The 15,230-nt window shown below is 47.8% G+C and carries 9 protein-coding genes and 1 pseudogene; 8 read left to right on the forward strand and 2 right to left on the reverse strand.

Annotated elements, in window-relative coordinates; genetic code table 11:
* Positions 1-12: 12 nt before the first annotated feature.
* Positions 13-837 (reverse strand): flagellar motor protein MotB, encoded by an 825-nt coding sequence (locus tag ACFQ3J_RS18520; RefSeq protein ID WP_251582831.1) that lies wholly within the window; start codon positions 835-837, stop codon positions 13-15.
* Positions 821-1,615, reverse strand: a complete 795-nt coding sequence (locus ACFQ3J_RS18525) for a flagellar motor protein (RefSeq protein ID WP_251582829.1) — start codon at positions 1,613-1,615, stop codon at positions 821-823. Before ACFQ3J_RS18525 ends, ACFQ3J_RS18520 begins: the two co-directional genes overlap by 17 nt.
* Positions 1,616-2,081: 466 nt before the next feature.
* Here ACFQ3J_RS18525 and uvrB point away from each other — a divergent pair, with 466 nt between their 5' ends.
* From uvrB to ACFQ3J_RS18565, 8 genes and pseudogenes are all read left to right on the forward strand, one after another.
* The gene (uvrB, locus tag ACFQ3J_RS18530) at positions 2,082-4,076 is read left to right on the forward strand and encodes an excinuclease ABC subunit UvrB (protein ID WP_091160696.1); all 1,995 of its coding nucleotides are present in this window, start codon (positions 2,082-2,084) and stop codon (positions 4,074-4,076) included.
* Positions 4,077-4,436: 360 nt separating this feature from the next.
* Positions 4,437-4,772 carry a hypothetical protein gene (locus ACFQ3J_RS18535; protein WP_251582827.1) on the forward strand — a complete coding sequence of 112 codons (336 nt, stop codon included), beginning with the start codon at positions 4,437-4,439 and terminating at the stop codon, positions 4,770-4,772.
* Positions 4,773-4,879: 107 nt separating this feature from the next.
* The gene (gene uvrA / locus ACFQ3J_RS18540) at positions 4,880-7,741 is read left to right on the forward strand and encodes an excinuclease ABC subunit UvrA (RefSeq protein WP_251582825.1); all 2,862 of its coding nucleotides are present in this window, start codon (positions 4,880-4,882) and stop codon (positions 7,739-7,741) included.
* 143 nt (positions 7,742-7,884) lie between these two features.
* Positions 7,885-8,725, forward strand: a pseudogene (gene ant(6), locus ACFQ3J_RS18545) (aminoglycoside 6-adenylyltransferase).
* A 124-nt stretch (positions 8,726-8,849) separates the two neighbouring features.
* On the forward strand, positions 8,850-9,059 hold the full coding sequence (locus tag ACFQ3J_RS18550; RefSeq protein ID WP_170862559.1) for a hypothetical protein: 210 nt from the start codon (positions 8,850-8,852) through the stop codon (positions 9,057-9,059).
* A 290-nt stretch (positions 9,060-9,349) separates the two neighbouring features.
* Positions 9,350-10,474, forward strand: coding sequence for a S1C family serine protease (locus ACFQ3J_RS18555; protein ID WP_251583175.1), 1,125 nt, complete (start codon positions 9,350-9,352; stop codon positions 10,472-10,474).
* Entirely contained in the window at positions 10,471-12,381 is a 1,911-nt protein-coding gene (locus ACFQ3J_RS18560; protein ID WP_251582824.1) for a stalk domain-containing protein, read from the forward strand. The genes ACFQ3J_RS18555 and ACFQ3J_RS18560 overlap by 4 nt, the downstream gene beginning before the upstream one ends.
* 286 nt (positions 12,382-12,667) lie before the next feature.
* The gene (locus ACFQ3J_RS18565) at positions 12,668-15,181 is read left to right on the forward strand and encodes a U32 family peptidase (protein ID WP_251582823.1); all 2,514 of its coding nucleotides are present in this window, start codon (positions 12,668-12,670) and stop codon (positions 15,179-15,181) included.
* Positions 15,182-15,230: the final 49 nt, after the last annotated feature.

Consider the following 15,230-nt stretch of genomic DNA (forward strand, 5'->3'; position numbering starts at 1 on the left):
CGAATAATCGCTTCATTCGCCTTGCAGCTGGCGCAGAACAGTGATTTCCACTCTGCGGTTTTGTTGTCTGCCCGCTTCGGTCGTATTCTCTGCTGCAGGCCTGTTATCTGCATATCCGGCATATTGGAAGCTGTCCGGATCCAGGCCTTCATGCTCGATAAAATAACGAAGCACAGAGAGTGCGCGCTCACCGGATAATTCCCAGTTGTCTCGATATTTGGAGCCAGATGTTACTGGAGTATTGTCGGTATGCCCTTCGATCGAAATGGTTGTCGCAAGATCCCTAAACAAGCTGGCTAATTGAGAGAGTACAGGTCCAGCACCCTCCATCAAATTGGCATCCCCGGTGCGAAACAGAAATTGTTCACTGAGCGTGATGGAAATCCCTTGAGGCTTGTCCGCTACAAAAATAAGATCCTCAAGCTCATGATCTTTAATGTAGTTCTCGATCAAGCCCATCAGGTCTTGAAGCTCCTGTTCTTGCTCGCGAAAGGCAGTCTCCCGTTCTGTCATAGGTCCACTGTCCGCCTCTGAATCGGTTTCATCCGAACCGGGCTGGTTCGCTTGGCTGCTTGTATCTCCATTTTGGCCAGAGGGATGGTCAATTACACCCGTGCCTCCGTCAAGAACTCCGCTTGAGCTCTGAAAGGTGGTCTGCAGGGAGTTGGTTACTTCCTCATACTTGCTTGCATCAAGCCGGCTCATCGCGGACATCATCACGAAGAAAATGAGCAATAGCGTAATGAGGTCCGCATAGGTAATCATCCAGCGATCATGCTGAGAGCCGGAGGAATGTGCACGTCCTGCATTCCGTGTTCGCCTATTCCGCTGTCTCATGCGTGACATCCTTCCTCGGGCTTAATGGATTCGGCTGTAAGGTGATATAAGTGTTCAGCTTTTTACGAACGAGTAGGGCATTATCACCATTTTGTACAGACAATACACCTTCGAGAATCATTTCCATCACCGTGATCTCCTCTGCGCTCTTCGCTCTGATCTTGGATGCGATGGGCAAGAAGATCAGATTTGCGCTGGCAACCCCATATAAGGTCGCGATAAAAGCAACGGCGATCGATGGACCGAGCTGACTCGGATCTGACAGATGCCCAAGCACCTGAATGAGTCCCATGACCGTCCCGATAATTCCCATTGTTGGCGCATAGGAGCCTGCGGATTCGAATAACTTGGCATAGTTATCATGCTCCTGCTCTTTGGCATCGATATCCAGTTCCATAATCTGGCGGACGATCGGCTGATCGGTTCCATCCACGACCAGCTGAATTCCTTCTCTTAAGAAAGCATTAGGATGGTCGACCACCTTCTGCTCCAAGGCTAGAACGCCTTCGCGCCTTGCAACCATGGACATCTCTACGATATCCTCCAGCCATTCATTTGCTTCAGATCGATTGGGCTTGAAGGCCATTCTAATGCCCGCAGGCAGCGTGCGGATACGATGCAACGGATAGCTGATGAGCACGGCTGCAATCGTACCGCCGAAGACGATAAGAGCAGCTGTCCCCTGAAATAGTCCTGTTATTTTTCCCCCTTCCCATAAAAATCCTCCAATGATAGCGACAGCTCCGGCTACAAGACCGATTAGGGTCGCGATATCCATCAAATCATTCCCTCCAGTCAATTGTCTTCTATATTTGCATCCAGGACATGAACCGAGTATAATAAACGGGAACAAACATTCTTATAACTGCTTTTGCTTAACTCACGAACGAAGAGCCGATGAAACAGCCTAATGAAGAGCTTCAGTCAACTTTTTGAGAGGGGTTCTTTTTTATTTCGGCTGAGGGACTTCATTTGTTTATGGGTACGGAAATAAGCAATCCAGCATACAAAATGGTTTCCGATATGTTATATTTTCGGTAAATCTCGACATATATAAGGATATTGCACATCTTTCTTTGCGCAGTTCTTACATGAATATCTAGGTTGATTTGAAGTTTTGAGTGTAAGTATGTACATTGATGACTTCATTCTATCTGGATATTTGTAGTTTCTTAGCGAGTGAGATCGAAATTTGCATAATCCTGGTGTAAAACTATTTTAGACGATGAAGGTGAGGTTGGGCAATGAGCGATATTGTCATGAGCAATAAAGGATTTGAACTCGTATCGGAATTTGAACCTCAAGGGGATCAGCCGCAAGCGATTGTTGAGCTGGTAGAAGGGATCCGGCAAGGGAAGAAGCATCAGACATTGCTTGGTGCTACAGGTACCGGTAAGACGTTTACCATTGCTCAGACCATAGCGAAGTTAAATAGACCTACGCTTGTTATTGCACATAACAAGACGCTTGCGGCACAGCTCGCAAGTGAGTTCAAAGAGTTCTTTCCTAACAATTCGGTAGATTACTTTGTAAGTTATTACGATTACTATCAACCGGAAGCTTATATTCCTTCATCAGATACGTACATTGAGAAGGATTCAAGTATAAATGAAGAAATTGATAAGCTCAGGCATTCGGCGACCAGTTCCTTGTTCGAGCGTCGCGACGTCATCATTGTTGCGAGTGTATCCTGCATCTACGGCCTCGGTTCTCCGGTTGAATATTCCAATATGTTATTGTCACTCCGCGTAGGGATGGAGAAGTCTCGCAAGGAGATTTTGTCACGTCTGGTGGATATTCAGTATCAGCGCAATGACCTTAATTTTGTACGGGGGACGTTCCGTGTGCGCGGTGATGTAATTGAGATTTTCCCGGCTTCCAAAGATCAGCATGCGATGCGAATTGAGCTATTTGGAGACGAGGTTGAACGCATCACGGAGATTGATGTACTGACCGGCGAGCTGATAGGTGAGCGCGATCATGTGGCGATATTCCCGGCATCTCACTTTGTTACACGTGAGGAGACGATGAGAGTAGCGCTGGTCAATATTGAGCGTGAGCTTGAGGAGCGTCTTGCTGAACTGCGTGAGCAGGGCAAACTGCTGGAGGCACAGCGTCTGGAACAGCGGACACGATACGATATCGAAATGATGAAGGAAGTCGGCTTCTGCTCCGGGATCGAGAACTATTCTGGACCGCTGACCTTCCGTGAGACAGGAGCAACGCCGTATACACTGCTCGACTATTTCCCTGATGATATGCTGGTTGTCATAGATGAGTCTCATGTGACACTGCCTCAAATTCGCGCCATGTACAACGGTGACCGTGCGCGGAAGACCGTGCTCGTTGAGCACGGATTTCGATTGCCGTCCGCACTAGATAACCGGCCGCTGCAGTTCGAGGAATTCGAGAAGAAGACGAAGCAGCTTGTATACGTCTCTGCTACTCCAGGGCCCTATGAGATTGAGCATACCGAGGGGGATATGGTTCAGCAGATTATCCGCCCTACAGGTCTGCTTGATCCGATCATTGAAGTGAGACCGACCAAAGGACAGATTGATGATTTGATCGGAGAGATTCGGGACCGTGTAGAGAAGGATGAGCGCGTTCTTGTTACGACGCTGACGAAGAAGATGGCGGAGGATCTGACGGATTACTTCAAGGAAGTCGGCATTAAGGTCAGATATATGCACTCTGATATTAAGACGCTGGAGCGTATGGCGATTCTGAGGGATCTCCGGCTAGGCACATTCCATGTTCTTGTCGGAATTAACCTGCTGAGGGAAGGACTTGATCTTCCTGAAGTATCCCTTGTCGCTATATTGGATGCTGACAAAGAGGGCTTCCTGCGTTCCGAACGCTCGCTTATCCAGACCATTGGACGTGCAGCCCGAAACAGCGAAGGTAAAGTTATTATGTATGGTGATAAGGTTACGGACTCCATGGACAAGGCGATTAAGGAGACAGAACGTCGTCGTGCGATTCAGGTAGCTTATAATGAAGAGCATGGTATTACCCCGCAGACGATCCGCAAGAAGATCCGTGAGGTTATTGAGGCAACGAAGGTGGCTGAGGCGAAGAGCGATTATCTGACAGGCGGCGCAGAGAAGATGTCGAAGCGCGATCGTCAGTCGTTGATGCAGCGTCTTGAAGCTGAAATGAAGGATGCGGCGAAGAATTTGCAGTTCGAGCGCGCCGCAGAACTGCGTGACGCTTTGCTTGAACTGAAGGCTGAATAAAATAAGAAGAGAACGGCCGAGGGGTCGTTCTCTTCTTAAAGAGTTCATATGAAATGTTGCTGACCCTGTACTCTTTACTTATGTAATTGTATTTCGGTTTTTAACGTTGAAAGCTAATAATAAGGGCTATACTTATTGATAAATTGATATATTGTTTAATTTAATAGAACAAGCTTAAGGACCGAGCTCGAAGAGCAATGGTCCACCCGTGGGATGAGGCGAAGCGATCCCACGCAGGAACATGCACTTCAAGGACCGAGCTCGAAGAGCAATGGTCCGCCTGTGGGATGAGGCGAAGCAATCCCACGTAAGGAATGCACTTCAAGGACCGAGCTCGAAGAGCAATGGTCCGCCTGTGGGATGGGCGAAGCAATCCCACGCAGGAACATGCACTTCAAGGACCGAGCTCGAAGAGCAATGGTCCGCCTGTGGGATGAGGCGAAGCAATCCCACGTAAGGAATGCACTTCAAGGACCGAGCTCGAAGAGCAATGGTCCGCCTGTGGGATGGGGCGAAGCAATCCCACGCAAGGAAGGTGCACTTCAAGGACCGAGCTCGAAGAGCAATGGTCCGCCTGTGGGATGGGGCGAAGCAATCCCACTCACGATCCCGCGTCGTATGGAAGCATGTTCTAGACAACCAGATGGGTTGTCTAGAACGAATGCGTTCCAACCACAACAACCCAGCTATAAATAACCACGAGCCCAACTACTTCGGCCAATTTCCGGTTTCCAAAGGGAGGTCCCTTTGGGGTCCTCCCTGTCAGGGAGGATTTAGGAGGGTTCTTTTAAGGAGATGAGAGTGTGGCGAACGAGAATATAGTCATTAAAGGCGCGAGGGCGCACAATCTGAAGAATATCGATGTGACGATCCCGCGCGACCGTTTTGTCGTCCTGACCGGACTTAGCGGATCTGGCAAATCATCGCTGGCATTTGATACGATATATGCCGAAGGTCAGCGCAGATATGTAGAGTCACTGTCCGCCTATGCTCGTCAATTTCTAGGGCAAATGGAGAAGCCGGATGTAGATTCGATAGACGGACTCTCTCCTGCGATTTCGATAGATCAAAAAACGACAAGCCGAAATCCGCGCTCAACGGTAGGAACCGTTACCGAAATTTACGACTATTTGCGTCTGCTCTTTGCACGCATCGGTCATCCGCATTGCCCGGAGCATGGTGTGGAGATAACTTCCCAGACCGTTGAACAGATGGTTGATCGGATCATGAGCTACCCGGAACGGACAAGGCTGCAGATTCTGGCTCCTGTTATTTCGGGCCGCAAAGGTGAGCACAAGAGTCTGCTTGCAGATATATCGAAGCAAGGCTTTGTCCGGGTACGGATTGATGGCGAGCTTCGTGACCTGTCCGAAACCATTGAGCTTGAGAAGAACAAGAAGCATACGATTGAGGTCGTAGTGGACCGAATCGTCGTGAAGGAAGATATTCAGTCACGCTTATCCGATTCCATTGAAACCGCGCTTAAAATTTCCGGCGGTCAGCTGCTGGTGGATATCATTGGAGAAGAAGAGCTGAGATTCAGCTCCAACTATGCCTGCCCGATATGTGGATTCAGCATGGAGGAGCTCTCCCCGCGAATGTTCTCGTTCAACAGTCCATTTGGTGCCTGTCCGGACTGTGACGGCTTGGGAACTAAGATGATTGTCGATCCTGATCTGCTTGTTCCTGATCGCAGCAAGTCGATCGAGGGCGGTGCATTTGAAGCTTGGGCTGGGGGAACTTCGAATTACTACCCGCAATTTTTACGTTCCGTATGTGAGCATTACGGAATTCCGATGAATGTTCCCGTCAGCGAGCTGTCACCTGATCAGATGAACAAGCTCCTTAGAGGGACTAATGGAGAGAAGATTCGTTTCCGTTACGAAAATGATTTTGGTCAAAGAAAAGAAGCTTATGTTGTTTTTGAAGGGATCATCCCCAACTTGGAGCGGCGGTATCGTGATACGGCATCGGAAGGCATTCGTGAGTTTATCGAAGGCTTTATGGGCGAGAAGCCATGTGGAACATGTAAAGGACATCGTCTCAAAAAAGAAGTGCTGGCCGTTACAATCAACGGTAATAACATGGCGTACGTGACTAATCTTTCGATTGGAGCTGCCATGGAATTCTTCAGCAATTTGCAGCTGTCCGAGAAGGAACAAGCAATAGCCCATTTGATTCTCAAAGAGATCAACAGCCGTCTGGGATTCCTTGTGAATGTTGGACTGAACTATCTGACCATGAGCAGAGCTGCTGGAACATTATCCGGCGGGGAAGCACAGCGTATTCGACTAGCGACACAGATCGGCTCCAGTCTCATGGGTGTACTCTATATTTTGGATGAGCCAAGCATCGGACTGCATCAGCGGGACAACGACCGTTTGATTGCAACACTGGGTCATATGCGCGACCTCGGAAATACGCTCATTGTCGTAGAGCATGACGAGGATACGATGATGGCGGCAGATTATATCATTGATATCGGTCCCGGAGCCGGAATTCACGGCGGACAGATCATGTCGCAAGGCACGCCGCAGGAAGTAATGGATGACCCTAATTCACTGACGGGCAGCTATCTCAGTGGACGCAAGTTTATACCTGTTCCCGCAGAGAGACGGAAGACGGATGATCGCTGGCTGGAAATTCGCGGTGTGAAGGAGAACAATCTCAAGAACATTAATGTGAAGATCCCGCTAGGTGTATTTACAGCCGTTACCGGTGTATCCGGTTCAGGCAAATCTACCCTCGTGAATGAAATCTTGTACAAAACACTGGCACGGGATTTGAACCGGGCAAGAGTACGCCCAGGGCTGTATAAGGAAATGAAAGGCCTGGAGCATATTGATAAAGTCATTGATATTGATCAATCTCCAATTGGTCGTACGCCTCGATCCAACCCGGCAACATACACCGGTGTATTTGATGATATTCGAGACCTGTACTCTCAGACAAATGAAGCCAAGCTGCGCGGCTACCAAAAAGGGCGCTTCAGCTTCAATATCAAAGGCGGCAGATGTGAGGCGTGTAAGGGCGATGGAATTATCAAGATCGAGATGCACTTCCTGCCGGACGTCTACGTACCTTGTGAAGTTTGCAAAGGGAAACGGTATAATCGGGAGACGCTCGAGGTTAAATATAAAGAGAAGAACATATCGGAAGTATTGGATATGACGGTCGAAGATGCGGTTGAATTCTTCCGGAACATTCCCAAGATTCATCGCAAAATCCAAACCCTGCTGGATGTCGGTCTAGGATACGTCAAGCTCGGACAGCCGGCAACGACACTATCCGGTGGAGAGGCGCAGCGTGTCAAGCTCGCATCCGAGCTGTACCGCCGCAGTACCGGTAAGACGATGTACATTTTGGACGAGCCAACAACCGGTCTGCACGTGGATGATATTGATCGTCTTCTGACAGTACTTCACCGGCTGGTTGACTCTGGGGAATCCGTGCTTGTGATCGAGCACAATCTGGATGTAATCAAGACGGTCGACCATATTATCGACTTGGGACCGGAAGGCGGAGACGGCGGCGGTACCATTATCGGCACAGGTTCACCAGAACAAATAGTACAAGTGAAAGAGTCCTACACGGGTAAATATTTGAAGCCGGTGTTGGAACGAGATACCGAGCGCAGTCAAACACTGGTGTTAAACCGTTCATAGCTGCTACATGAAGAGCTGGAGGAGATACATTTATCTCATCTCCAGCTTTTTTTAAAGTGATCCGTCTTCATCAGAGTGACGTGGCTATATAGACTCTCTATTTTGAGCAACATAAAAAGCCATTGGAACGGAGGACTTCTGTAGTGAGAAGTGAACAAGAAATGATGAACATGCTTATCAATTTTGCCGAAAATGATGATCGAATTCGATTAGTAACTTTGGAAGGGTCACGTACAAACCCCAATATTACCCCTGATACATTCCAAGATTATGACCTGTCTTATTTTGTGACGGATATGAACTCTTTCAAGGAGAATGATCAGTGGCTTCACATATTTGGTAAACCTGTTATGATGCAAAAACCCGAAGATATGGAGCTTTTTCCTTCAGAATTAGGTAACTGGTATTCATATTTAATCCTTTTTGAGGATGGAAATAAATTAGACAATTCACGAAATAAACGATTATTTTACCCATAGCGACGGTTTAGTTGAAGTGTTGCTTGATAAGGACGATCTCGTTAAACACGAAGTGATCGCAAATGATCGTCAATATTGGATTAAAAAGCCGTCTTCAAGAGAATTTGATGATTGTTGTAATGAGTTCTGGATGGTTTCAACTTACGTAGTAAAAGGATTAGGGAGAAAAGAAATACTATTTGCCATTGACCATTTAAACGAGATAGCAAGACCGAATTTATTGCGAATGATGGCTTGGAAAATCGGATCAGAGCAAGGATACAGCTTTAGTGTGGGCAAGAACTACAAGTTTATAAATCGGTACCTCCCAGATGATGATTGGGAAAAACTCCTGTCAACCTATTCCCAGAGTGGGTATCAGGAAATGTGGCAGTCTTTATTCACTTGTTATGAGTTATTTAGAACATACTCAAAAGCTGTGTCAGAAAGTCTTGGATATAAGTATCCAGATTACGATGAAGTGATTACGAAGTATACGGAAAGTATTTATATTTCATTGTCGTGAACCAATTGGATTATTTTAGATTTTCTGGATGAAAAGTCTTGCTAAACCGGGGCGATGAAGATAACATAGAAGAAGGTGTAAACGCTTGTACGTGTACGATATCTCGTCATAAGGGGGCGCATGTATGCTGCTATTAGCGGAAGCTGGAGGCACAACTTCTAAATTTAACGGATTTGATATTTTCGTCATCTTGTTTACAATTATTATCTTCATCGGTGTGGTTCGGCTTATCAAAGCACCCAAGAAGAATCTGTTTGCCATCGCCTTTGGTGTTGTCAGCCTAATCGTATTTTTAATTACCGATTATGCGATGATCAAGCATTGGTTGAGTTAGGGTTACATACAGCATAAGTTAGCTCTGCAGAACACTTTCCCCTGTGTGAAGGGAAGGTGTTTTTTAATCCTCTTTTGAAGAAGAAATAACAGCTGGCGTATGAATTCATAATGTCACATAAGAGCGCGAGAATGATAGATTAAGAGAGGAATCGGTGAAGCCATTTGAAACGTAATAGTATGAATAGTACCAGAGATAGAAACGAAAATAACGTTAGAAATAACGATACAAACACCAATCTATATAGAGTGAAAACTAGAATCACAGCAGCAACTGTTGCAGCAGTCATTATGCTTGGAGCAAGTGCGATTAACCCTGCTGTGATAGAAGGAGCCAGCGTCAAGCTGAATGCCAAGCTCCAGGATGATCAAATATACATAAATTCAAAAGACCTTATTAAAGCGTTAGGCGGCACAGGTCAGTATGACGCGAAGACAGGAACGTTTATTTATACCGCGCAGGATGAGATACCGGAGGTAGTAGAGGCCGTATCCCCATCTGTTGTTGGGATTATAGGGCGCCCGGATGCAGGTGAAGAGGGAGGCGGCTCAGACCGCTATAATTTGACGCATGGAACGGGTGTCATAGTGAAGTCCAATGGATGGATTGTGACGAATGCCCATGTCATCGACGGTTTAACCAATGCAGTTGTAGTCACATCTGACGGTAAGACTTATAAGATTACCGACAGCTACAGCGATCCGACCAGTGATCTTGCACTGATTAAGATCAATGCGAAATCACTGAAGCCCGCGAAGCTTGCCAGCTCCTCTTCCAATATGCGAGTGGGCGAGACGGTCATTGCGATTGGAACTCCGGTGTCTTTTTCACTGCGTAATTCAGCTACAGTGGGTGTGGTCAGCGGGCTCAATCGAGGGGTGAATGCATCCTATCGTCTGATTCAGAGCGATACAGCCATTAACCCGGGTAACAGCGGCGGACCGCTCGTGAATTTGAAAGGTGAAGTGATCGGGATTAACACAATGAAGTATGCGGCAGTTGGCGTGGAGAATACAGGCTTCTCGATCCCTGCTGAGACGGTGCATTATGTAATTAATCATTACTTTAAATATGGCGAAGTCAAGCGTGCAAGTCTGGGGCTTACGCTGGAGGAGAGCTGGTCGGCCATTGTGGGGCTGCCTACTGACGATCCTTTGACCGTAACGAGTGTCCACACAAATGAAGCAGACAAGGCCAAGATCCAAGAGGGCGACGTGCTGTACAGCATAGATGGTGTACGGGTTACTTCGGTAGTTGATATTAATGAGCTGCTTAAGAAGTATCTGCCTGGCCAGAGAGTGAAGCTGCTCATGCAGTCAGATGGAGACATCGTAACACGATATCTAGTATTGACACAGGGTGAGAATACCGTCGTTGCAGTCGAAGACGAAGCATGGGATGAGGTAGAACAATGAATACTAGAACGATACGTACCCTTACAACAGCGCTGTTGACAGGCACAATCATGTTAAGCAGTGTAGTTCAGCCGGCTGCAGCTTCAGATCTTGTTGAAGAGCTGAGATTGAAGACGGGAAGCCAGACGGCAACCATCAATGGAGAGAATCAAACGATTCAAATGCCCTACAATGAGCAGGGAACGCTGATGGTCCCGGTTGGGGTGTTCAAAAAAGCTTTTGATAGCGAGATTCGTCTATCCGGGGAGGATGTCGTTAAAGTGATGGATGGTCCTCATACGGTTGCTCTCACCATCGGCAGCAAGATCGCCTGGATCGATGGGGAAAAAGTAGAAATGACGGCTGCCCCGAAGATGGTGAAGGATGTGCTCATGGTTCCGCTGCGCCCTGTAGCTGAAGGAATCGGAGCTACACTTCATAAGTCAGAACAGGGTGGTGAACTGGTCATTCGCATGAAGGCGAACGGTGCTGAAGCCCCGAATGAGAATCCGGAGAGCGAAATTGATACGGATCTAGGCAAAACAAAGATAGGGAACAGTTACTATGAATGGTCTATGAACTATCCAACCGGACTTATTGTGGGCGGTTCTTACAATGAGAGTGAGGATTTTACCAGCTTCATGAACGCGGAAGGAACATATTATCTTGAAGTTCTGGTCAGCGATCAGGAAGTAGAGCTGGATGCCGAAGATATGCTGCAGCAGCTTGTTCAGGACGCCAAAGACATGGGTGAGATTGTAATGGACCGGGAAGCCTATGGAGAGGCTGTTACCCCTTATGCCCGTATCGTGACCAAGGATGGGGACGGTATGTTCTGGGAAGCGAGACAATACTATGATAATGGGCGCTTGTATGAAGTCTATTTTTCCGATTATGAGGCTGTTAATTACAAGGATTTGCAACAGTATGCCCCACTGCTGAATTCCTTCCGTACATCATTCAACACATCGGATACGACAATGAAGGACTTGTCCACGGTTGAGAATGGCATGACGAAAGTGTACAACGAAGATTATGGCATCGCCTTGTCAGTGCCTGCAGAGTGGGACAAGGATAATCAGTCCCTGGTATACGAGAGCGAGGAAGGAACACATTTATCCCTCCAAGTGACCTCGGTACCGGAAGGGGCATCGCTCAAGGATTGGAGCGACAAGCTGAACCAGTGGATGCGGGATGTGTTCGTAGAGGATGCTCACCGGGAAGTCGATTCCTATACGCTGAACGTAGCAGGTAAGGACGCTCAGGTGAACCAGTTCCAATACGATTTTGGAGATGGCTGGACAACGGAGTATAATGTGCTGATTCAAGAGAACGGATATCGCTACTATTTAGAATATGCTGTACCCGAAGCGGCAGCAGGGGATGAGGACTTATTCGAAGAGATTCTGGCTTCGCTTGAAATTGATTATGATACAGTCTCTGAAAATTTCGGCAAGCTCGGCGAAGATCCTTACTTAGTGAATAAGTCGAGCATGATCACCCGGACTTCCAAAACGTACGGCTACACGCTTGATATACCGAGATACTGGACACCGGTGGAGAACCGATTTGAGTCCACGATTGTAGCGTATCAGTTTACAGGAGGGTTTTTCTCCATACATGTGGATAAGGAAGTATCTGTAGAGATGGCAGTCAGTCAGCTCCGTGAATCTTATGCTGAAGCGGCCCAGAGCCGCAAAGATTTCCGTGTGACCGATACGAAGAATGTGACCTTTGCCGGAGAACCGGCGACAGAGTTCACTTATCATGAAGTCGAGAAGGATGTTCCTATGCAAGGCAGGCAGCTTGTATTTGAGCATGACGGCATTACTTACACCGTGACCGCGGTATTAAATGATGCGAATCGAACGGAAGTACAGCTGAATGCCCTCTCGAAGACGCTTGAATCTTTTTCATTTAATAAATAGTTGATGTGGTGAAGGACTGGCAGAGCTTTTTTTGGCATGCTGGTTCTTTTTTTATAGATTTAGAGAAAGCTTTTCAATACACTATTAATAGAAAAGTCCATGGAGAATGGACGGAAATTTCGGTTTTTTCAGGAAGTAGTAGAGGAAAGAACAAGGATTTGATACACTATTATAGTTGTTTATAGGAATGGCTACACTGATAGAGTATATAGTTAATGAATTGGACGTTGTATTAGGATATTGGCAAAGTAAAAAAAACCTGTTTGGATCAGGTTTAGGAGGATATATGAATACAAAAGCATTGAGAAGAGAAGATGTCGAGCTGTTAGCACCTGCCGGCGATTGGGATTGTATGCGTTCAGCAGTAGCGAACGGCGCAGATGCGATCTTTTTCGGTGTGGAAAAGTTTAATGCCCGCGCAAGAGCAAATAATTTTCGGATGGAAGAGCTGCCGGAGATTATGGCTTTTTTGCATAGCTATGGAGTCAAAGGCTTTTTGACGTTTAACATATTGGTGTTTGAAAATGAACTGGCGGACGCAAAAAAATTAGTCGATGCTTGTGTGGATGCAGGCGTGGATGCCGTAATTGTACAGGATCTGGGTCTTGTGAAGCTGATTCGCGAAATCTCACCGGATTTCCCCATTCACGGTTCAACACAGATGACGATTACTTCACCGGAGGCGGTTGAGTTTACGAAGCCGTTTGATATTGAACGCGTCGTACTAGGCCGTGAGAACAACCTGAAGCAGATTCAAAAAATCGGGGAACAAGCGAAGCTGCCGATGGAAGTATTCGTGCATGGTGCACTCTGCGTCTCTTACTCGGGTCAATGCTTGACTTCCGAGATGTGGGGCGGACGCTCTGCGAACCGCGGTGAGTGCGCGCAGGCCTGCCGTCTTCCCTATGATCTGATGGTGGATGGTGAACAGAAGCCGATGGGCGATGTTGCTTACCTGTTGTCTCCAAAAGATCTGGCTGCAATCGACATTATGCCTGAGCTGATTGAAGCGGGTGTTACTTCCTTCAAGATTGAAGGGCGTCTAAAGACACCGGAATATGTGGCGAATGTGGTAAGCAAATATCGTAAAGCAATTGATGCTTATTTTGACGGGGTTAAAGATCCGATCAGCACTGAGGAAATTCGTGAGCTGCAGCAGAGCTTCTCCCGTGGCTTCACGCATGGCTTCCTTGAAGGAACAAACAACAAGAAGCTGGTGGACGGGACGTTTCCGAAGAGCCGTGGTGTATATTTGGGACGTGTGGAGAAAATACTTCGCGACGGCGTTGTATGTAAACTGGAAGCTCCGCTGAAGCGTGGAGACGGTATTGTGTTTGATGCCGGCGACCCGACCAAACGCGAAGAAGGCGGACGCGTCTATGATATTCGCCGTAAAGGCGTCAAGATCGAAGGCGAAGCTGGCGAAGGCTGGATCATTGATATTGTACCTGGTCGCAGTGACGTGGATCTTCGTCGTCTGCATGAAGGCGATCGGATCTGGAAGACCAATGACCCAGCGCTGGATAAGCGTCTGCGTCAAAGCTATGAGACAGAGAAGCCTTACCGTGTCTTCCCGGTTCATGTGAAGGCAGTAGGCATACCGGGGCAGCCACTCGAAACCTGGTGGACCGATGTGCAGAAAGGTACCACCGTTCAGGTGAATTCCGAGATGGAGCTCGAAATGGCGAAGAAACGCCCGATGAACGCGGAGCTGCTCGAAGAGCAGTTTGGACGACTGGGTGGTACAGTGTACCAGCTGGAGGAGCTTGATGTGCAGCTCCATGGGGATATCATCATTCCGATGCGGGAGCTGAACAACATTCGCCGTCAGGCGGTGGAAATGCTGGCAGGTGAGCGTCCGAAGCCGCCAGTGTACGTTAAGCGTGAAGTGGAGGTTTACGGTGACTCCGTTAAGCCAGCTCCAGCGGTGAAGCGCGGTGCAGCGGAGCTGACCGCTTTATGCCGCAGTCTTCCTCAAGTAGAGGCTTGCCTTGAAGCCGGTGTAGACTTTATTTATGCCGACTTTGAGTTCATCAAGCAGTTCCCGGCAGCGGTTGAAATGGTGCATGCAGCAGGCAAGAAGATCGCACTCGTTACACCACGCATCCACATGCCTGGTGAGAACGGCTACCATAACAACATCCTGCGTCTGAAGCCAGACGCGGTGCTGGTTCGTAATACAGGCGCACTGTATTTCTACCTGCGTCATCGTATGGAGAATCCGGAGGCGAATCATCCGGAGCTGATCGGTGACTTCTCGCTGAACATCGCCAACCATAAAGCGGTTGAGCTGTTCCTCGAAGCAGGTTGTGATGCGGTTACTCCATCTTATGATTTGAACATTCAGCAAATGGTCGATCTGTTGGAGCGTTCCCGTACGGACAAGATGGAAGTTGTTATTCATCAGCATTTGCCGATGTTCCATACAGAGCACTGTGTGTACTGTACATTCCTCAGTGAAGGAACGGATTACACGAACTGCGGACGTCCATGTGAAGATCACAGCGTATCTTTGCAGGACCGTATTGGCATGTCCCATCCGGTGCGTGTCGATGAGGGCTGCCGGAATACGGTATATAATGCCGTTGAACAATCCGGTGCCGAGTACCTGACGAACTTCATGGATCTTGGTGTATCCCGCTACCGCGTGGAGTTTCTGGAAGAGACACCAGAGCAGGTACGTGAGGTACTTGGACTGTACAACCGTGCACTTCGCGGCGAGATCAGCGGTACACAGGTATGGAAGACACTCAAAGCAACCAACCAACTTGGCGTTACGCGCGGGCAATTGGTGAAATAAATTAAATTAAATGGAGCCATTCTCTTCAAATGAAGAGAATGGCTCTTTT

Source organism: Paenibacillus provencensis (genome assembly GCF_042678545.1).
In the GTDB taxonomy this organism is placed as follows: Bacteria; Bacillota; Bacilli; order Paenibacillales; family Paenibacillaceae; genus Paenibacillus; species Paenibacillus provencensis.